Source organism: Anoxybacillus sp. FSL W8-0382 (assembly GCF_038003845.1).
Lineage (GTDB): Bacteria > Bacillota > Bacilli > Bacillales > Anoxybacillaceae > Anoxybacillus > Anoxybacillus flavithermus_G.
The window spans coordinates 600,588-621,437 of sequence record NZ_JBBOPX010000001.1 but is presented as its reverse complement, the minus strand read 5'-3'; the positions used below and the strand labels follow the sequence as shown (position 1 = coordinate 621,437).

The following is a 20,850-nucleotide window of genomic DNA, read 5'->3' as shown; positions in this document are numbered from 1 at the left end:
ATTGTTATGCATGTTATGCACGTTCTTCAAGCGGCACGTATACTTGTCTCGTAGGTCCTGTATATTCGGCACGTGGACGGATGAGACGGTTGTTTTCGTACTGCTCTAAAATGTGCGCAAGCCATCCAGACATGCGACTAATCGCAAAAATTGGTGTAAATAAATCATGATCAATTCCTAAACTATGGTAAACAGAAGCGGAGTAGAAGTCAACATTTGGCGGCAAACCTTTCGTCGATGTAACAATCTCTTCAATTTTCACCGACATATCATACCAGTGTGGTTCACCTGTTAACTTCGTCAATTTCTCAGACATTTTTTTCAAATGTTTCGCACGTGGGTCACCTTGGCGATAAACGCGATGACCGAACCCCATAATTTTCTCTTTGTTATTCAATTTGTTGTGAATGTATGTTTCCACATTTTCAAGTGTGCCGATTTCTGTCAACATTTTCATTACCGCTTCATTTGCTCCACCATGAAGCGGGCCTTTCAATGCTCCAATCGCCGCTGTAATGCCTGAATATACATCAGACAAAGTAGCAACACAGACGCGCGCTGTAAACGTTGACGCATTCAACTCGTGATCCGCATGAAGCACGAGTGCTTTATTAAACGCTTCCTCAGCAATTGGATCTGGCTCTTTACCCGTTAGCATATATAAAAAGTTTGCCGCAAAACTTAAATCTTTGCGCGGTGGCACAGGTTCTAATCCTTTACGAACGCGCGAAAACGCAGCAACAATTGTTGATACTTTCGCCTGTAAACGAATAGCTTTGCGATAGTTCGCTTCGGGGTTCATTGCTTCCGCTTCTTCATCGTATAAGCCAAGAAATGAAATCGCTGTACGAAGCGCCGCCATCGGATGAACTTGATCAAGCGGATACATTTTAAAGTGATCAATGATTTGTTGCGGAATATCGGCATGTTCCGCCAACTGCTTTGTTAACGTTTCTAGCTCTTCTTTGTTTGGCAATTTGCGATGCCAAAGCAAATAAACGATCTCTTCAAACGTAGCATGTTCTGCTAAGTCATCGATATTATACCCAACATATGTGAGCGTATCATCGATGATTGAACTAATTGTGGAAGTGGTTGCTACAACCCCTTCGAGACCGCGAGTTACTGTCATCTTACATCTCTCCTTTTTTTCTTTTATTCCCCTTTTCCCATGTTAAAACGCGTCGTCGAGCGATTGCTCAAAACGGCTGAATAAAAATGCAAAGAAAATGCTTACATTTTGTTATATATTCACCTAGTCGCTTCACGAAGCGAGCAGGGGAATATATACGATAGTTTCGTACATGCTCCACTATTATTATAAACAATTATCAGACTTTTGTGAACTAAAAGACATCATAACTGTAGTTGAGCAATTTTCGTTACAATAATTACCATTTAAAAAGAGACAAACAGGGTACCCCTTATGCCACGTGGAGCTGTTTTTTCACGGTATCAATGGGAATATTTTGTTTTGCTGCACGATAAATGAACTCCACGAGGCTATGTCCTTTTCTCTTGCGCAGGAGATCGAGCCCATCCGAAAAATCACTGTTAGACTCGAACATGCTGTACACATACGCAAGTTGCACCAAGATCCAATACCGTTTCACCGCCCGACGCCCGCGAACGCGGTATCCATCGAGTTTCAGCTGGTCTTTCGCTTGACGGAAAAAACATTCGATCGACCAACGTGCAGCATAGTAGCGCAAGATCTCTTCATCGCTTAGCTCGCGATCGGTGCTCAAGACGCAATGAAGATGTTTCGGCGTCATCGGCTGATCGGCTTTCCATGCGAGCAGCACCACGGCATCCTTGAGACCGTTCAGAGCGCCTTCGTAGCGATACACCCGATAACGCTCTTTTCCCACCGTGACGAGGCGGGTATCCCGTGGCTCCATAGATTTGGCAAATTCTTTTGCTTGAATGGCCGTCCCTTTTGGATAGAGAATCCGATTCGTCTTCAGCATCGCGATGACGTGGAACCCTTTTTTTAAGCAGGCTCCCACGAGGGTTTTCGATGGATACCAAGAGTCCATGAGCACATAAACGGGTCGACTCACATCCAACGAAGAAAGCATCTCGATCGCGAGTTCCCCTTTGCTTTTCCCCACCGTCTTGTCGTAGAGGCGAAAGGCAAAAGGAAACGCTTGGGTCATCGTATGAACCATGAGCCAAACGAGAGAATGTCCCCAGATCGACTTTTTCTCTGCGTGAGAATAGTGCCAATCACACCCTTGAATGGCGTGTGTTGCCCGTGACGAGGGCTTCGTTTTTTGGCAAATCGTATCATCGATCGAAACAAAAATGGGTTGATTCTCTCGTTTCGAGCTGCGTTCGACACGATGAAGCACCCACTGTTGGAGTTTGCGAAGCAGCGTCTCTTCCTCCCATGGGCTTTTCGTGAAAAAATGGCTCAGTGTCGTGCGATGGTTCGGATGAAAACTCCCATGATGTAGATCGGTCAGCGTTCCCGAAAAGCCCTTTGTAATCATCGCATCCACGATATGAACGAGATGCTTCATGACAGGTTTCGAGAAATAAAGGGCCAACCCCAACATCGTCAAAAACTTGTGGATTCCTTGGTGATGTGCTAATCTATTCATGAGACATGAACCTCCTTGTGAATGGTTTGTTGGCACATCTATTCTAACCAAGGAATCGGGTTCATGTCTTCTTTTTTGTTTGGTTGTAAATTTATGTTAGTAAATTTGCTCATCTACAGATCATAATTCAAAAATATTATTATAAAAAAGCAATCAATCATGAAAATATATCAACAATTTTCATGATCACATACGCAATGCCAGCACCAATTAACGGACCGACAGCAACACCTTTAAATAAAGATACAGCTAAAATCGTTCCAAGCACGAGCGCGGTCGTCATATGCGGATCTTTCGCAAGCAACGTCACGCCGCCCTTCGCTAATAAAGCAACGGCAATTCCAGATAACAGCGCGATCCATGCGTAAATCGATCGAACGGACTCTGTCAGTTCTTTAAAACCTATTTTCCCAGATGCAATCGGAACTAATACAGCAATCGTAATGATTGTCACACCGAGATTTATTCCTTTTTGTTGTAAATAAGGAAAAACTTTTGAACCCACCCCGATACTTTTCACAAAAAGTAAAACAAGGACAGCCACAATAAGAGAATGATTTTTCGCAATCATGCCAATGACAAGAAGGATGAATAAAAAAATAAACGGCTGCATCAAATATCCCCTCCTTCTCTGAAACTTTTCCTTCTTTTACATTGTATATTATAATAGTCGTAAATGACAAAAGACGGGAGGTGAGGGAGTGTCGAATCAATATTTGTACAGTTCCCTGCGTTTTTTATTTGTGATCGTGGTGATCATCGCTGGATTAGCAAGCTTATATTATTTGTCCACGTTAACGTATCCGTTTTTAATTGCGTTAGCGATCGCCTTTTTCATTAATCCGATTGTCGATGTAATGGAGAAAAAAGCGAAAATGCCAAGGGCGTTGGCGGTCATCGTTGTTTTAATTCTTTTACTTGCACTCGTTGCTGGGCTCGTTACCCTCCTTGTTGCGGAAATCGTGACCGGCACACAATATTTAGCGACAGTTGTGCCAAATCATTTTCAAAAGCTTGTCATTTATATAGAGCAGTTTGTGGCAAGCCAAATCATTCCGCTCTATAACCAACTAGCGGCACTCTTTAAAAATTTAGACACATCTCAACAAGACACGATTATGGCAAACATTCAATCCGTTGGAACAAAAATTGCTACAACGGTCGGGCAATTTATCCAAAACATATTACAAAATATTCCTTCCATTATTGGATGGTTGCCTAATTTTGCAACAATTTTTATTTTCTCGTTGCTTGCCACGTTTTTTATAAGCAAAGACTGGTATCGGCTAAAAGCGTTGTTTCAAAAATTATTACCAACCAAAGTGCAGTCGAGTACGACAAAAGTGTTTGCCGAATTAAAAAAGGCGCTATTTGGCTTTCTTAAAGCACAGGCGACACTCATTTCCATTACGACGCTCATCGTATTAGTCGGATTGCTTATTTTGCGCGTAGAATATGCGATTACTATCGCCCTTATTATTGGCATTGTAGATGTTTTACCTTACTTAGGAACGGGATTAGTATTCGTTCCATGGATCATTTATGCCGCAATAAGTGGTGAAACTCATTTTGCGATCGGACTTAGCGTGCTGTATATTGTCGTTCTCGTACAACGGCAAGTGATGGAACCGAAGCTCCTTTCCTCGAATATCGGACTCGATCCGTTAGCAACGTTGATCGCTTTATTCGTCGGTTTCAAATTGATCGGGTTTCTCGGTTTAATCGTTGGGCCGGTATTGCTCGTCATTGGCCGCACGCTACATCATGCTGGCGTCTTTCAAGATATTTGGAACTTTATTATCGGAAAAAAAGAAGCATAAGCGACGAGCTTATGCTTTTATTTTCGAATGTAAATCCACGTTTTTGTATAAAAAATCCATTTAAATACGCGCACAAGCCACGGTTTTATTTTTTCACGCGCAAATGGGAGAAGTAAAATAAAACCTACTGTATCAGTAATAAACCCTGGCGTTAACAATAACGTCCCACCAACTAAAATACAAACACCATCTAATAGCGCATCGCTCGGTATACGCCCGTTCATCAACTCATATTTTGCCCGTTGCAACGTATGCAAACCTTGTTTTTTTGCTAAAAATGCACCGATGATGCCCGTGGCGACAATAAGCGCAAATGTCGGCCAAACCCCGATCGCCTGTCCCGACAAAACAAGAACGACAATTTCTAGCGCTGGAATAACGATAAAAAGAAGAAAAAAGATGTTTCGCACACACATCCCTCCAAAATAATAAAGAAGGGGATGTCCCCCTTCTTTATTATAGCACGCTCGCATGACCGCGATAAATAGCACCGAAGCTTGCATCTACCGTAATGTCTTGTCCATCTTTTAAAATAGATGTCGCATGGTTTACCCCAACAATTACCGGGATCCCTAAGCTTAAACCAACAACAGCCGCATGGCTTGTTAAGCCACCTTCTTCCGTAATGATCGCGACAGCTTTTTCTAACGCTTTCATCATGTCTACATCCGTTGCAGGCGCCACTAAAATACCACCTTCAACCATCTTTTCAAGCGCTTCTTCTGCTGTTTTCGCTACAACAACTTTCCCGAATGCTGATTTACGGCCAATCCCTTGCCCTTTCGCAATCATATCGCCAATCATATGCACTTTCATTAAGTTGGTTGAACCTGTTTCTCCAACTGGAACGCCCGCTGTAATGACAACAAGGTCACCATGTTTCACGATGCCTGTGCCAAGAGCGGCCTCAACAGCAATATCGAGCATTTCATCCGTTGACGTTGCGTGTTGAGCGACGCGTGGATAAACACCCCAAACAAGTGCTAATTTACGCGATACAGCTTCATTTGATGTCACGGCGATAATTGGCGCTTTTGGGCGATATTTCGAAATCATCCGAGCGGTATGACCGCTTACTGTCGGCGTCACAATCGCTGCGACATCTAAATTTAATGCGGTGTGAGCAACCGATTGTCCGATCGCATCTGTAATCGTCGTGCCGCTCTGTTTGCTTCGTTTCGATAATAAGTCGCGATATTGTAACGCTTGTTCTGTGCGCAGAGCGATGCGATGCATCGTTTGTACCGCTTCGACTGGATAAGCACCTGCCGCTGTCTCACCTGAAAGCATAATCGCATCTGTTCCATCAAAAATGGCGTTTGCCACATCGCTTGCTTCAGCACGAGTCGGCCGTGGGTTGCGTTGCATCGAATCAAGCATTTGTGTCGCCGTAATGACCGGTTTTCCGAGCGCATTACATTTTTTAATTAACTCTTTTTGGACAAGTGGCACTTCTTCCGCCGGAATTTCGACGCCTAAATCCCCGCGTGCAACCATTAAACCGTCTGCTACTTCTAAAATTTCATCAATATTGTCTACGCCTTCTTGATTCTCAATTTTCGGGATGATTTGAATGTGTAACGCGTCATGCGCCTCAAGCAATTCCCGAATTTCGAGCACGTCGGAAGAGCGTCGAACAAATGATGCAGCGATGAAATCAATCCCTTGTTCAATACCAAAACGAATGTCCTCTGCATCTTTTTCCGTAATACCCGGTAGTTTTACTTTTACACCCGGAACGTTTACACCTTTTTTATTTTTTAATACGCCACCGTTTAATACTTTTGTTTTTATTTCTTTCGCTTCTTTATCAACAGCCAATACTTCTAAACCAATTAAACCATCGTCTAACAAAATCGTTGAGCCGACATGCACATCGTCAATTAGCCCTTCATACGTAACCGAAAATTTTTCTGGCGTACCGAGCACTTCCGTCATCGAAATAGTGACTTCAGCGCCCGCTTTCAATTCAATCGCACCATTTTCCATGTCATGTGTACGAATTTCTGGACCTTTCGTATCCAATAAAATCGCAACCGTTTTTCCAGTCATTCTCGATGCTTCGCGAATGTTGCGAATGCGCGCTGCATGTTCTTCATGACTTCCGTGCGAAAAGTTGAGGCGGGCGACATTCATCCCTGCCTCAATGAGTTGCACAAGCTTTTCTACACTTTCGCTCGCTGGACCGATCGTACAAACAATTTTCGTTTTGCGCATAAATACCCTCCTACACTTTGCATATGGAAACGATACCATAAATAACCACTAAATTGAAAGTTCTTTTGATAGTTGATACATTTTTTGGTCAACTGTATGTTTTTGTGCTAACGCTTCAATGATGTCGTGGTCGACGAGATGATTGTTTTGAATGCCAACGCAACGTCCACCTTTTCCTTCGAGTAACAATTCCACTGCGCGCGCACCTAAACGGCTAGCAAGTACACGGTCAAACGCTGTCGGTGATCCACCGCGCTGTACGTGCCCTAGCACAGTTACACGCGTTTCAAATCCTGTTGCTTCTTCAATGCGTTTACCGAAATCAACACCGCTGCCAACCCCTTCTGCAACGATGATAATACTATGTTTTTTACCGCGCTCATGTCCACGTTTGAGACGCGCGACTATTTCGTCCATATCATAATCTGCTTCTGGGATTAAAATACTTTCTGCTCCGCCTGCAAGACCTGCCCAAAGCGCAATATCTCCCGCATGGCGTCCCATGACTTCAATCACATATGTACGTTCATGAGATGTCGCTGTATCGCGAATTTTGTCAATGGCATCAATGACCGTATTTAACGCTGTATCAAAACCAATCGTAAAATCTGTTCCTGGAATGTCGTTATCAATTGTTCCCGGCACACCAACACACGGATAACCGTGTTCTGTTAACTTTTTCGCACCTTGATAAGAGCCGTCGCCACCAATGACAACAAGCCCCTCAATACCGTGTTTTTTCAACTGCTCAATTCCTTTTAACTGTCCTTCTAACGTTTTGAATTCTGGGCAACGAGCAGTATATAACATCGTTCCGCCGCGATGAATAATGTCGCCAACATCGCCAATCTCAAGCTTCTTTATATTCCCGGCAATCAATCCAGCATATCCGTGATAAATGCCGTACACTTCTAAGCCGTGGTAAATCGCTTTCCGAACAACCGCACGAATAGCGGCATTCATTCCTGGCGAATCGCCACCGCTCGTAAGCACACCAATTCTTTTCATCGCTCTTCACCTCTTTAAAAAATAAAATAAGAAGTATAACCTCTTACTTTAAGATAACATGAAGGTATATGGAACACAATACATAATGAAATGTTTCACAAAACGTTGATTTTTCTCACTACAACAAGTTTGCCCAAAGTCGTCTATTTCATGTAAAAAGGCCATCCGATGATGACCTTTTTACATAACCGATACATGTTGTTGAGATTCAATAAAATCGCCAATCTTCTTATATTTTTCATATCGCTGCGCAATCAGTTGTTCAGCGCTTAATGGAAGCAATTGACGCAAGGAACGTTGCAGCACATCGTCAATATATTTCGCTTGCTCATCGACATTTCGATGCGCACCACCACGCACTTCTGGAACGATCTCATCAATGACGCCGAGCTTTTTTAAATCTTTTGCTGTAATTTTCATCGTTTCGGCAGCTTTTTTTGCGAGCGATGCATCTTTCCATAAAATTGCGGCCGCTCCTTCCGGCGAGATGACGGAATACGTCGAATTTTCAAGCATATGAACGTAGTTGCCGACACCAAGAGCAAGCGCGCCACCGCTTCCTCCTTCGCCGATCACGATGCATACGACCGGAACAGTTAAGCCTGCCATTTCAAATAAGTTCCGTGCGATTGCTTCACTTTGACCTCGTTCTTCTGCTGCTTTCCCCGGATACGCCCCTTTCGTATCAATGAAACAAATAATGGGGCGCCCAAATTTCTCCGCTTGTTTCATTAAACGGAGCGCTTTTCGATATCCTTCGGGATGTGGCATACCAAAATTACGGCGAATATTTTCTTTCGTATCTTTCCCGCGCTGATGGCCGATTACCGTCACAGGCAATCCGCGATATTTAGCAATTCCTCCTACAATCGCTTCATCATCACCAAAACAACGGTCACCGTGACATTCGAAAAAGTTTGTAAACAATCGTTCAATATAATCAAGCGTTGTTGGTCGATTCGGATGGCGCGCAATTTGCACACGATCCCACGGGCTTAAGTTCGCATAAATGTCGTTTTCCAGCTTTTCAAGTCGAGCTTCTAATTTATTAATTTCATCGGAAAAGTCAACATCGCGATGCTTTGTAAATTCTTTTAACTCACTAATTTTTTTTCGCAATTCTACAAGCGGCTTTTCGAATTCTAACTCGTACGCCATTCGTCTCCACCTCGCGATTGGTGAATGTCTAATACATTCGTTAATGTGTCTTTTAGTTCATGACGCGGGATCACCGCATCTAGTTGTCCATGTTTCAATAAAAATTCCGCTGTTTGAAAGTCATCCGGCAATTCCTCACGAACGGTTTGTTCAATGACGCGCCGTCCTGCAAAACCGATGAGCGCCCCTGGCTCAGCAAAATTGTAATCTCCAAGCGAGGCGAAACTTGCTGATACACCACCTGTCGTCGGATGAGTCATCACTGAAATAATAAGCCCGCCTTGTTCGCTAAACAGTTTTAACGCAGCACTTGTCTTCGCCATTTGCATCAAACTTAATACACCTTCTTGCATCCGCGCTCCACCGGAAGCGGTAAAAATAATAAAAGGTACCGATTTTTCCATCGCTCGCTCAATGGCGCGGGCAATTTTTTCTCCAACGACCGATCCCATGCTTCCCATACGGAAACGGGAATCCATCACGGCAACAACGACAGGAAAGCCGTTGATCGTTCCTTCCCCTGTCACAACCGCCTCATTTAGCTTCGTTTTCTCACGATCTTCTTCAATCTTTTCCATATATTGCGGGAAGTCGAGCGGGTTTTTAGAAAGAAGGTGACGGTCATATTCACAAAACGTTCCTTCATCTAATAAGCACGCAATACGTTCAGGAGCAGACATCGGATGATGATAGCCGCACGATATACAAACGCGTAAATTTTTCACTAGTTCTTTCGTATACATGATTTTTTTACACTTCGGACATTTCGTCATAATGCCTTCTGGCACGTCTTGCTTCGCTTGTTCAGATGGAATGGCCGCATATTTCTTCTTTTTGGAGAACAAATCTTTCAGCACACGTTTCCCTCCCCTACTTCGTCCATTTCTACTTTACCGAATAAAAACAACTTTGTTTGTCATATTGTGTCAGTTCTCTTTCGACATTTTTTGCATCACGAAACTTACGCAAGGAAGCCTCTGCCTTTAGGCACGGGGAGGAATTGCACCTTACGCAATGTTCATTCCCTCCCTTCGATATGTGTATCCGTCAAATCGCTGAATGACTTGGACATATCTATAATTTATTCCTTGTGCGATACGTTTACCGTCCTTGCCTTTAATATCGAAACTTCCAGTCTTTCTACATGCGACTTCGCCAAACCAAACGCCTTGATATTTCCCTCTTGGGATAACAGCCTTAACCATGTCCCCTGTTTGGAAGCCAAAGAAGAACTTTTGTCTTGCAAGATAACCTCTTGGGAAGCCATATCTATCTAGGTTTGTGCGTGAACGACTACCACGCCCCTTTGCTCTAATGAATAACACTTCTTTTGTTTTGAAATATAAGTGATTTGGTGTGCTTTCTCCCACGCAACAAGCGTCAAAATAGTGTGTTTTCGGCAAGTCTAAACGAATACGATTCATTTTCGTTCGTGCACCTGTTCCACACTCTACTTCGCATCCGCTTTGTTTTAACACTTCATACACTTTCCACCTTGTCGAGTTGACAGCACTTGCATCTTTTAATGATTCTTTGACTTGCTTTTGAATGTGCGGATACCCGAATTCTTCTGCTGTCTTACTTCCTTTGCGCTGATTACAGTCATGACAGGCAAGACATAGGTTATCCACTCGGTCTGTTCCACCTCTCGATTTTGGAATGATATGCTCCACTTCAAGTGGAACATTTTCTTTTCCGCAATAACAACACTTCCGCCCAAACTTTTCAAGCAAATACTCCCGTACTTCATATCCTTGTAGCGTGCCTTGTTGATACTCTACACCATTGATTTCAGGATTTCGCATGAGTTGCGTGTCGAATTTGGTATTTTCGTATGATATATACCCAATGGGGCATAACTTCTTTAGGCGGTTAACCCATGTTTGGATATTTTGCACGCGACTCTCTAGTGATGGCGGCAACCACCCGTCTTTTCTCCTACGATTAAGAAAACGTGGTTTTCTGTATCGAGTTTTTCGATTTCGTCTTGCTCGACGGAAAGCACGCCTTTTATCCATTCTTTCCTTGATGTCTGTGCGATGGTCAAGTTGCCCTAACCATACCACTTCTTGTCCTCGCAAAATCGCAAGTCCTGTGTGTTTGCTTCCGTGATCGATTTTGAGCCGATACGGTGTTTTCGGTCGAAAATTATCGACAATTTCTTTTAAAATAATCGTAAATGGATAGCGTTTGTAGATCGCTGCTTTTCCTTGTTTCAACAGCTTTCTCGCAACTGCTTCGTGACAAGGAGCAAGCGGACGTTTGTTTGTGTCTAACACAAAAACCATAGGGTTCTCCCCTTTCCTCTGCATAAAGCAGGTCATATTCTCCTCGACCATGTTATAGATGCTTGTTATGTGCAAGACACTAGCGCTACCCACCACGCTTGTTTAACCTTGCACGACAGAGGAACGGGCTGGAGAAGCACCCGAACGTGTCATGACATCTATAACGTAGGCTCTGTTTCAAGCCTTGGTCTGGTCAACATGGGGCTTACAAGCCCATGACTTTAGTCATTGGGTTGTTGACGTATTGTTCATACATCGCTATTGCTTCTTCGCACGACCGTTTTTGTAACGCCACCCACATTTGTTCATAAAATTCGGAAGGGAGAGTCAACGTATAGATGTGTTTAAAAAAGTCGGTTAATACGAGCCAAATGCGTAGCAACAAATAGTTATCCGTCGCTTCTACAATTCGCCGAAAAAATGAATGATACGTATGTTCCTCCCGTTTGATACGCTCAAGCTTCTCATCCGTCAGTCGTTCGCAGGCAAGCTGCAAACATATTTGTTCGATAAGAACTTTTGTTTCGATTAAATCTCGTTTTTCCCGATTTCCCTGTAAAATAAACGAGCCGAGAAGCTGAATAAGCTGATGGTCACCAAACGGCTTCATAAACGTTCCTTCCCCGCGACGCGTTTCTATTAATCCGAGCAACTCCAACGCCCGCAACGCTTCACGAACAGAAGAGCGTCCGACTCCTAATCGGTCGGCTAGCTCTCGTTCAGATGGAAGCCGATCACCTGGTTGAAGACCTGCTTCCTCAATCATGCGATGAATTTGCCAAAATGTTTCGATGTATACTTTAGAAGTCGTCATCGTTGTGCTCACCTGCAATAGCTACTAATTGTCGCGTTCGTTGTTCTACCTCTTTTGGATCGAGCATCGTGCGTGCGACCCCTGTTTCGATTGCTGCTTTCGCCACAGCAGCGGCGACAGCTGGAGCAACACGAGGATCAAACGGAGCTGGAATGACATAATCGGCGCGCAATTCGTCTTCTGTAATTAAGTTAGCAATCGCTTCAACGGCGGCTATTTTCATTTGTTCATTAATTTGTTTTGCGCGCACATCAAGCGCTCCTCTGAAAATACCTGGAAATGCCAAAACATTATTCACTTGATTCGGATAATCAGAACGCCCGGTGCCAACAACCGTCGCCCCTGCTTGTAGCGCCTCTTCAGGCATAATTTCTGGCATCGGGTTTGCCATCGCAAAAATGATCGCATCCCGATTCATCGTTTCAACCATGCCAGCTGTCAATGCTCCTGCAACAGACACACCAATAAATACATCCGCACCAACGATCACTTCTTGTAACGTCCCTGATTTTTTCTCTACGTTTGTCCATTGCGCAATTTCATGTTTGATGTCATTCATTCCGTACGGACGCCCCTCATAAACGGCCCCTTTTGAATCGCACATAATCATATGTTTGACTCCGTAACAGCGGAGCAACTTCATGATCGCAATGCCTGCCGCACCTGCTCCGTTAATCACGACTTGAATATCTTCCATCTTTTTGTTTACTAACTTTAACGCGTTTACTAGACCCGCAACAGTCACAATCGCTGTTCCGTGCTGGTCGTCGTGAAAGACAGGAATGTTCATTTCTTCCTTTAACCGCTCTTCAATAATAAAACAATGCGGAGCCGCGATATCTTCCAAGTTAATGCCACCAAATGTCGGCTCAAGTAGTTTTACTGTTTGAATGATTTGTTCCGCGTCTGATGTATTTAAACAAATCGGAAACGCATCAACTCCAGCAAAACTTTTAAAAAGGACTGCTTTCCCTTCCATGACTGGTAACGCTGCTTCTGCTCCAATATTTCCAAGTCCTAATACTGCGCTTCCATTCGATACAACCGCCACCGTATTCGCTTTTAACGTATAATCGTATATTTTGCTCGGTTCTTGATGGATCACTTTGCACGGTTCTGCTACACCGGGAGAATAAGCTAAGCTTAAATCGTAAGCGTTTTTTAGCGGCACTTTCGCCTTTACTTCTAATTTTCCTTGATAGCGCTCATGCATATGGAGTGCTTCTTTAAACAAAGACACGACATATTCCTCCCTAACAAGTGGTCACTGGTCTGACCACTTAACTTCTATAAAAATATAATAAAAATGAGAAATAGTAAAGCATTTTATTTCACGACGATATTCCCATCGCCAAGCAATGCTGTCAATTGCCGAATGCTCTCATCGTTTGGGGATACTGCGTACTCATGGGAGAGCTGCACTTTTTTTCGTTCCGTTTCATAATACAAAATGACAGGTGCATGTCCACGATGAGCGGTTAGCACATCCTTCAACTGCTTTAACACAACTGGCGATGCATGCTGTTCATCAATTTTGATATACACACATACTGGTTTTCTCACTTGTTGTACAATGAGATGCCACCCGCTCGATCGCTGTTCTATTTTTCCTTCCATATACAGTATGCTTCCTTGTTGCAATAAATCATGAAACCGCCGATAACTCGTCGGAAATACGACCGCTTGCCATTCATCGCTGTCATCACAAATTGTAGCAAACGCCATTTCTTCCCCTTTTTTCGTCCGTTTTCTCGTCACCTCCTCAACATATACAATTACTTTGCCATGATTCACATTTTCTTTCGTCCATTCATACATGCGCTTTGCTCCCCACATCGAATAAAAATGTGAAAATGATTCAACCGGATGAGGGGACACGTATACGTTCAGCCATTGTTTTTCATATTTTAGTTGATCGATAAGCGATAACGGCTCAGCTTGAACGTATTTTGGTTGTACATGAAGAGAGAAATTCATCAACTCCGCATGCTCAATCGCGACATCGATGCTTGCGTAAAGGGTGGCACGTTCAATATGAAACTCGTCAAAACAACCTGAAAAAATAAGCGCCTCGACCACTTTTTTTTGTGAAGATTCCATACGTAGCCGTGAAACAAAATCAAAAAAATCGGAAAATGGACGTTTTTGACGCTCTCGAATCACTTCTTTGACAAAAGCAACGCTCACCTGCTTAATCGCTAACAATCCAAAGCGAATACCGTTATCATCAACAGTAAAGTGCCCTTCGCTCCGTGCAATGGAAGGAGGGAGTAGCCGTATTTTTTTGCTCCGAAGTTCGTGTACACATTGCATCATTTTTTCTTTTTGCCCACTTACGTTTGTTAGTACAGCAGCATAAAAATCAAGCGGATAATGTGCTTTAATATACGCAAGCATATATGCGATGTAGCTATATGCTACTGCGTGGCTACGGTTAAACCCATATCCAGCAAAACGAACGATAAGCTCATACAATTCGTTTGCGAGATGCGCATCATACCCATTTTGTATGCATCCCTCAATGAAGTGTTTTTTCTCTTTTTCCATTTGTCCAACGTCTTTTTTACTTATTGCTCGACGTAATAAATCTGCCTGAGCTAATGAAAATTTCGCCATTTGTTCAGCGATTTTCATAATTTGTTCTTGGTACACGATGACGCCATATGTCGATTGCAAAATCGATTGCAAATCATCATGCATGTAACGGATCGGTTCACGGCCATGTTTACGAGCAATATATGTTGGAATTTGTTCCATCGGTCCCGGACGAAATAAGGCGTTTACTGCAACGATATCTTCAAACGTTGTCGGTTGTAATTCGCGCAATACCCGCTTCATTCCTTCTGACTCAAGCTGAAATACGCCAAATGTATCTCCTTGGCTGAAAAGAGCATACGTTTTTTGATCATCAATTGGCATGTTTTCAAAACTCAAACGATGACCTGTACGTTGTTCAATGCTTTGAATCATTTGTTCGATCATCGTTAAATTTTTAAGCGCAAGTAAATCGAATTTTAGTAGTCCTAGTCGTTCAAGCGCATCCATTGCATATTGTGTCACATATGTTGTCGTCTGCCCGCTTTGAAGAGGGATGATGTCCGTTAATGGACGGGGGCTGATCACAATACCGGCAGCATGAACGGACGTATGCTTCGGTAATCCTTCAATTCGTTGTGCAACGTAGTGCCATGGGCGCGTATGATCAAAGCTTCCGGTTGCTAGCGTTTGTTGGATTTCGCTTTCATCGACATCAAAAACACGACCAACTTCACGAACAGCAGAACGCATCCCGAAAGTTCCAAACGTCACAATTTGTGCAACGTGGTCGGGTCCGTATTTTTGCTCAATGTAACGAATCACTTCTTCACGACGATCATCAGGAAAATCGATATCAATATCCGGGAGAGATAAACGTGCTGGATTTAAAAAACGCTCAAACAATAACCCATATTGCAAAGGGTCGACTTGGGTAATACCGAGTATGTAAGCGACGAGCGATCCAGCGGCTGATCCACGTCCCGGTCCCGTTAGTATGCCTCGTTCACGAGCAAAGCGTACAAAATCAGCAACGATTAAAAAATAGTCACTAAAATTCATCTGTTGAATGATTTGCAGTTCATATTGCAATCGAGCGACATATGCTTGTGGTCGATCAGGAAACCGTTTCGTTAGTTGCTCCCAACACCACGTTTGCAAATATTCGTCAGCTGTTTTCCCCGAAGGAACAGGATAGCGCGGCATAAACCATTTTTTAGACTCAAACGTCACATGACATCGTTGCGCAATGCGTACCGTCTCCTCGACCGCTTCATAACCATTTGAAAATAACGCGGCCATTTCATAAGCGCTTTTTAAAAGATATTCATTTGTTGCTAAACGCGGACGTGTCGGGTCAGCCATTTTCTTTCCGTGTTTCATCGCAAGTAAACATTCAAGAGCAAGTGCATCCTCTTTATACATGTAGCGTACATCGTTTGTCGCCACGAGCGGAATGTCCCATCGTTTACTATGTTCAAAAAGTAGTGACAACAAATGCTCTTGTTCTTGTAAGCCATGTCGCTGCACGTTTATATAAAAATCGCCACGTTGAAACAGCTTCGCATACGTTTGAACGATCGCCTCAGCTTGCTCAATTTCGCCGTTCAATAAATGTTGCTCCACCCGACCGTATACCCCACATGTCATACCGATGAGTTCGCTCGTATGATGTGAGAAATCAAGTAAAGAAATGCCCTTTCCATCATTCATTTGAATAGCTGTAGCAATATGGACAAGTTGACGATACCCGTCGTTATTTTTTGCTAACAGCACGAGCTGATCAGTATGGCCATGTTCATCCATAATCGTTGCCATCATGCCGATAATTGGCTTAATTCCATGCGCTTGACACGCCTCATAAAAAGGAATAACGCCATAGAGGACGTTTTCATCTGTTAAAGCGATTGCTGGAAATTGAAGTTCACGTGCGCGCGTGACAAGTTCCTCTATTTTGACTGTGCTACTTAATAAGCTATAACCACTCCGCACTTGTAGATGGATAAACGACAATGTGTCTCCCACCTTTTCTATTTTTTTCTATTATATGCTCTATAAAAGCCGAAAAGCAAAACATACCTTGTTTATTTGTCCCATATACATAGTATACAGAAGGAGTGAGCGAGATGGAGATGAAAACGGCGTTTTTACCTGCTTTTATTCAAAGCTATTTCATTGCTTTAGGCGTGTTAGTTGGAGGGGCGCTCATCGGAGGATTCGGGGCTTTTTTGTCTGGTGAACCGCCGCTGACGATGATGTATCGCTTTGCGAGCAGTTTAAAAATTTGGGCGTTAATTGCAGCTATTGGTGGTACGTTTGATACGTTTTACAGCATGGAACGCGGATTTTTCCAAGGGGAAACGCGTGATGTCATTAAACAATTTTTACTTATTTTATCGGCAACTGGCGGGGCACAAACAGGTATGACATTCATTCGCTGGTTTACACAGGAGCATGGCGCATGAGAGTTCCACCGTACACACGCGATCCAGGCTGGCAACGCTTTTTCGCTGGAACGGCAATTGGTGCACTTATCAGTTGGATCGTTTTCTCACAAATCTTCGGCATTTTACAAGAAAAACAAGTGCGCCTGCTCAAAATGCAACAAGAAATTATTGCGCAATTAAAACATGATTTAAACATTTGGCAACAAGATTACATTCAGCTAAACAAAGAAAATAAAAAGCGACTAACAATCCAATCAATTGATGTAAAAGTGATCAATGCCAAATCTTATGGTATCGACACGTATACAACTTTTCGCATGGAAGAAGATATAAAAAAAGACATTCAACATATCACCGCAAAAGATATTGAAACGGTATATAAAAGCAGAGAGCTATTAAAAAAAGCAATTGAAAATAAAACGTACATCATCGATAATCGAACGTACCATCTCGATATCGAAACGATTTTATTTTTCACTAATATATCTATTGAACTAAAATTAAAGCAACAGTAGAAAGCGTTCTACTGTTGCTTGCATACTTCGTTTAAATCTGCCAATACGCGTTTAACTTCTTCCCACGAATAAATCGACGCACCTGCTGCTAGCGGATGACCTCCGCCACGGTATTTTTTCGCCACTTCATTGACAATCGGACCTCTTGAACGAAGACGAACACGAATTTGATCATCTTCTTCCACAAAAAACACCCATGCTTTAATCCCTTCAATATTTCCAAGCACGCTCACAAGTTGTGAAGCCTCCGATGGCGTTGCGTCATACTGCTTCAACAACTCTTTTGTTAATACAATATGAGCCACTCCATATTCAGATAGCTCGAAATTTTGCAACACATATCCGCTTAAATGTGCGATCGATAATTTCGTTCGATAAAGTTGATCGTATAAATCGACAAACGAAAACCCGTATTCAACTAACTCGCTTGCGTATTTAAATGTTTTCGGATTTGTACTTGGGAAAAGAAAGCGTCCTGTATCACCGACAATGCCCGCGTAAATGAGCCGAGCAGCTTCTTTCGTTAAAATGAGACCATGTTCTTTTCCAATTAAGTATAACTCATAAATCATTTCGCTAACGGAGCTTGCATTTGTATCTACCCATAAGATGTCACCGTACGGATCTTCATTTGGGTGGTGGTCGATTTTAATAATTTTTTTTCCTAGCTTATAGCGTTGATCGCATACCCGTTCTTCATTTGCTGTATCGCAAACAATGACAAGTGCATCGTTATACATTTCATCCGGAACAACATCCATCTTACGTAAAAATTCAAGCGACGGCTCATCTTTTCCAACCGTATATACTCTTTTTTCTGGAAACGACGCTTGAATAAGCTCCGCTAATCCTCCTTGTGAACCGTACGCGTCGGGATCAGGACGGACGTGACGGTGAATAATAATCGTATCAAATTGTCGAATATGATCAATAATTTCAAGAACTTTTTGTTCCATGGCGCTTCTCCCTTTTTTTCTCCATTAAAACATATTTTATTATGATTCGAAAAGATGTAAAATAATCACGCAACAATTTTTTCTTTTGGAGGACTGAATATGCCAATATTTGTTATACTTATCGTTTTTTCGCTTTCGTTTTATTTGTATTACAAAATAAAATATGTCCGCAGTAAAAAGCCGATGGAACGAAAATGGATTAGCGCAAAATCAAGCATGGCGCTCGGGTCGTTTGTATTTTTCTTTGCGATCAATCAATTTTTCATTCATCGGTCGACAGTATCTCTCATCGTTGGCATTGTGCTTCTTCTCGTCGGTGCAGGGAGCATATGGGCAGGATACCGAGCTCATCGCTATTATTTTCCGCTTGCTGTAAAAGAAGCGGAAGAAACGAAATAGGCTGCCGTGCGCAGCCTATTGTCGTTCAAGCAACTGACACATCATTAATGCCTTTCCGACAAGCGTCCCTTCGTTAAACACTTCAACGTCAACTTTCCCAAATTTCCGTCCAATTTCTAACAATTTCGGTTTAATATCGATGACGCTATCAATTTGTACAGGCTTAATAAAGTAAATAGTAATATTCTCCACAACGAGATCGCCACGTTTATGGAGGCGTAGAGCTCGCGTAGCTGCCTCAGTTACAATCGTCGTAAACACTCCGTACGATAACGTTCCTAAATGGTTTGTCATTTGCGGCGTAATGTTGCAACGAAAAACGCCGTCAACTGTTTCAGTTAAAAATTGGGTCGTTATAATATCGTCAATCGTCTCGCCCACTTGCGGCTGACGTTGCACCATTTGCAACGCTTTCAATACGTCTTGGCGACTAATAATTCCTTGGAGCCGATCATATTCATCGACTACCGGCAACACTTCGATGCCTTCCCACACCATCATATGTGAAGCGGAAGCGACTGACGTTTTCCCGCTTACCGTAATCGGATGTTTCGTCATTACTTTTTCAATAAGCACATCGCGCTCATACCCCATCACATCTTTCGCCGTCACGATTCCTTGCACTTTTAATTGTTGATCAATGACTGGAAAGCGACTATGTTTCGTCTCTCGATTTAGCTCGTACCACCGTTCTACTTGATCTGTTACATACAAATATGCTGTTTTTTCAAATGGTGTTAAAATATCCTCAACGAGCACGATTTCTTTTTTAATCAACTGGTCATAAATGGCGCGATTAATCATCGTGGCAACCGTAAATGTATCGTAACTTGTCGAAATGATCGGCAACTGTCGCTCATCCGCTAATTTTTTCACGTGTTCTTCCGTATCAAAACCACCTGTAATTAACACACCTGCCCCAGCTTCAAGCGCTAATTCATGCGCTTTCGTTCGGTTCCCAACAATCAACAAATTCCCTGCACCTGTATAGCGCATCATCGCTTCGAGCTTCATTGCACCAATCACAAATTTATTTAACGTTTTATGTAATCCTTCTTTCCCACCGAGCACTTGCCCATCCACGATATTAACGACTTCGGCATACGTTAACCTTTCAATATTTTCTTTCTTTTTTTGTTCAATTCGAATCGTTCCAACACGCTCAATCGTGCTTACATACCCTTTTGTTTCGGCGTCTTTAATGGCACGATAAGCCGTTCCTTCACTTACTCCCATTTCTTTCGCGATTTGACGAACAGATATTTTCTCTCCAACCGGTAAGCTTTCGATATATTGTAAAATTTGTTCATGCTTCGTAATCGTCAAGTTGTCCCACCCTTTTTCGACAGTTTCTTACTTTATATTATAAGGGTGTGCCTGACTGCATTCAATGAACGTTTTCATAGTTCTATGCTTTCGCCAACATGCAATACGCGGCCAACACCTTCGATCATCGCCACAAACCGTTGCGGATCTTGTTGAATGACAGGGAATGTATTGTAATGAATTGGAACAACCATTTTCGCCTTTAACCATTTTGCTGCGATCGCCGCATCCTCCGGTCCCATCGTAAAGTTATCTCCAATTGGTAAAAACGCCACATCAATATCATTCATTTCACCAATAAGTTTCATATCAGAAAATAACGCTGTATCCCCGGCATGATAAATCGTTTTTCCTTCGGCCTGAAATAAAATACCGCTCGGCATTCCTGTATACACAATCGTTTCATTTTCTTCTACGTAGCTAGAGCCGTGAAATGCTTGGGTGAATTTGATCTTTCCAAAATCAAACGTAAATGATCCACCAATATGCATCGGATGGATGCGAACACCTTCCCAGCTCAAATACGTAGCTAATTCATACGGAGCAATGACGAGGGCATCGTTCTTTTTCGCTAATGAGACCGTATCACCGACATGATCATTATGACCATGTGTTAGTAAAATGACATCGACATGCACATCTTCTGGTTTTAAATCTGTCATCGGATTGCCTGTGATAAACGGATCAATGAAAATCGTTTTTCCGTTCGTTTCAATTTTTACAGCTGAATGCCCGTGATAAGTGACTTTCATATTTCGTGC

At 42.7% G+C, this 20,850-nt stretch carries 19 protein-coding genes; 4 read left to right on the top strand and 15 right to left on the bottom strand.

Annotated features, from left to right (window positions below; all coding sequences use genetic code 11):
- Window positions 1-13: 13 nt before the first annotated feature.
- From citZ to NSS60_RS03315, 3 genes are all read right to left on the bottom strand, one after another.
- Window positions 14-1,132, bottom strand: a complete 1,119-nt coding sequence (citZ, locus tag NSS60_RS03325; protein ID WP_004889075.1) for a citrate synthase — start codon at window positions 1,130-1,132, stop codon at window positions 14-16.
- Between the two features lie 292 nt (window positions 1,133-1,424).
- Window positions 1,425-2,606 carry an IS701 family transposase gene (locus NSS60_RS03320; protein WP_088223189.1) on the bottom strand — a complete coding sequence of 394 codons (1,182 nt, stop codon included), beginning with the start codon at window positions 2,604-2,606 and terminating at the stop codon, window positions 1,425-1,427.
- Between the two features lie 157 nt (window positions 2,607-2,763).
- Window positions 2,764-3,219 carry a DUF441 domain-containing protein gene (locus tag NSS60_RS03315; protein ID WP_004889073.1) on the bottom strand — a complete coding sequence of 152 codons (456 nt, stop codon included), beginning with the start codon at window positions 3,217-3,219 and terminating at the stop codon, window positions 2,764-2,766.
- Between the two features lie 88 nt (window positions 3,220-3,307).
- Between NSS60_RS03315 and ytvI the strand changes: the two genes are divergently transcribed.
- A complete protein-coding gene (gene ytvI, locus NSS60_RS03310) occupies window positions 3,308-4,426 on the top strand; it encodes a sporulation integral membrane protein YtvI (RefSeq protein ID WP_004889072.1) in 1,119 nt (372 codons plus the stop codon).
- 17 nt (window positions 4,427-4,443) lie between these two features.
- Here ytvI and NSS60_RS03305 read toward each other — a convergent pair whose 3' ends face one another.
- The 9 genes from NSS60_RS03305 to dnaE all read right to left on the bottom strand — a co-directional run bounded on the left by NSS60_RS03305 (window position 4,444) and on the right by dnaE (window position 16,459).
- Window positions 4,444-4,836 carry an FxsA family protein gene (locus NSS60_RS03305; RefSeq protein ID WP_128356969.1) on the bottom strand — a complete coding sequence of 131 codons (393 nt, stop codon included), beginning with the start codon at window positions 4,834-4,836 and terminating at the stop codon, window positions 4,444-4,446.
- Between the two features lie 46 nt (window positions 4,837-4,882).
- Complete coding sequence (gene pyk, locus NSS60_RS03300) at window positions 4,883-6,643, bottom strand: pyruvate kinase (protein ID WP_004889070.1); 1,761 nt, start codon at window positions 6,641-6,643, stop codon at window positions 4,883-4,885.
- A 48-nt stretch (window positions 6,644-6,691) separates the two neighbouring features.
- Complete coding sequence (gene pfkA, locus NSS60_RS03295) at window positions 6,692-7,651, bottom strand: 6-phosphofructokinase (protein WP_003397971.1); 960 nt, start codon at window positions 7,649-7,651, stop codon at window positions 6,692-6,694.
- A 180-nt stretch (window positions 7,652-7,831) separates the two neighbouring features.
- Entirely contained in the window at window positions 7,832-8,809 is a 978-nt protein-coding gene (accA, locus tag NSS60_RS03290) for an acetyl-CoA carboxylase carboxyl transferase subunit alpha (protein ID WP_004889069.1), read from the bottom strand.
- Complete coding sequence (gene accD / locus NSS60_RS03285) at window positions 8,794-9,666, bottom strand: acetyl-CoA carboxylase, carboxyltransferase subunit beta (protein ID WP_004889068.1); 873 nt, start codon at window positions 9,664-9,666, stop codon at window positions 8,794-8,796. The genes accA and accD overlap by 16 nt, the downstream gene beginning before the upstream one ends.
- 150 nt (window positions 9,667-9,816) lie before the next feature.
- Window positions 9,817-11,097: an RNA-guided endonuclease IscB gene (iscB, locus tag NSS60_RS03280; protein ID WP_340720642.1), complete on the bottom strand. Its 1,281-nt coding sequence runs from the start codon at window positions 11,095-11,097 to the stop codon at window positions 9,817-9,819.
- A gap of 205 nt (window positions 11,098-11,302) precedes the next feature.
- Window positions 11,303-11,911, bottom strand: a complete 609-nt coding sequence (locus NSS60_RS03275) for a FadR/GntR family transcriptional regulator (protein ID WP_004889065.1) — start codon at window positions 11,909-11,911, stop codon at window positions 11,303-11,305.
- On the bottom strand, window positions 11,898-13,151 hold the full coding sequence (locus NSS60_RS03270) for an NAD(P)-dependent malic enzyme (RefSeq protein ID WP_004889064.1): 1,254 nt from the start codon (window positions 13,149-13,151) through the stop codon (window positions 11,898-11,900). Before NSS60_RS03270 ends, NSS60_RS03275 begins: the two co-directional genes overlap by 14 nt.
- Before the next feature lie 86 nt (window positions 13,152-13,237).
- Window positions 13,238-16,459, bottom strand: coding sequence for a DNA polymerase III subunit alpha (gene dnaE / locus NSS60_RS03265; RefSeq protein WP_004889063.1), 3,222 nt, complete (start codon window positions 16,457-16,459; stop codon window positions 13,238-13,240).
- Between the two features lie 113 nt (window positions 16,460-16,572).
- Here dnaE and NSS60_RS03260 point away from each other — a divergent pair, with 113 nt between their 5' ends.
- Both NSS60_RS03260 and ytrI read left to right on the top strand, forming a co-directional pair.
- Window positions 16,573-16,911: a YtrH family sporulation protein gene (locus NSS60_RS03260; RefSeq protein ID WP_004889062.1), complete on the top strand. Its 339-nt coding sequence runs from the start codon at window positions 16,573-16,575 to the stop codon at window positions 16,909-16,911.
- A complete protein-coding gene (gene ytrI, locus NSS60_RS03255; protein WP_004889061.1) occupies window positions 16,908-17,408 on the top strand; it encodes a sporulation membrane protein YtrI in 501 nt (166 codons plus the stop codon). Before NSS60_RS03260 ends, ytrI begins: the two co-directional genes overlap by 4 nt.
- 8 nt (window positions 17,409-17,416) lie before the next feature.
- Here the strand turns inward: ytrI and NSS60_RS03250 are convergent, their stop codons facing one another.
- Window positions 17,417-18,364: a DHH family phosphoesterase gene (locus tag NSS60_RS03250; protein WP_004889060.1), complete on the bottom strand. Its 948-nt coding sequence runs from the start codon at window positions 18,362-18,364 to the stop codon at window positions 17,417-17,419.
- 99 nt (window positions 18,365-18,463) lie between these two features.
- On the opposite strand from NSS60_RS03250, the gene NSS60_RS03245 reads away from it, so the two are divergent.
- Complete coding sequence (locus tag NSS60_RS03245) at window positions 18,464-18,763, top strand: YtpI family protein (protein WP_006320844.1); 300 nt, start codon at window positions 18,464-18,466, stop codon at window positions 18,761-18,763.
- A 15-nt stretch (window positions 18,764-18,778) separates the two neighbouring features.
- On the opposite strand, the gene NSS60_RS03240 is transcribed toward NSS60_RS03245, so the two are convergent.
- Together NSS60_RS03240 and NSS60_RS03235 are read right to left on the bottom strand one after the other, a co-directional pair.
- A complete protein-coding gene (locus NSS60_RS03240) occupies window positions 18,779-20,089 on the bottom strand; it encodes a CBS domain-containing protein (RefSeq protein WP_192951108.1) in 1,311 nt (436 codons plus the stop codon).
- Between the two features lie 74 nt (window positions 20,090-20,163).
- Entirely contained in the window at window positions 20,164-20,841 is a 678-nt protein-coding gene (locus NSS60_RS03235) for a metal-dependent hydrolase (protein ID WP_004889057.1), read from the bottom strand.
- Window positions 20,842-20,850: the final 9 nt, after the last annotated feature.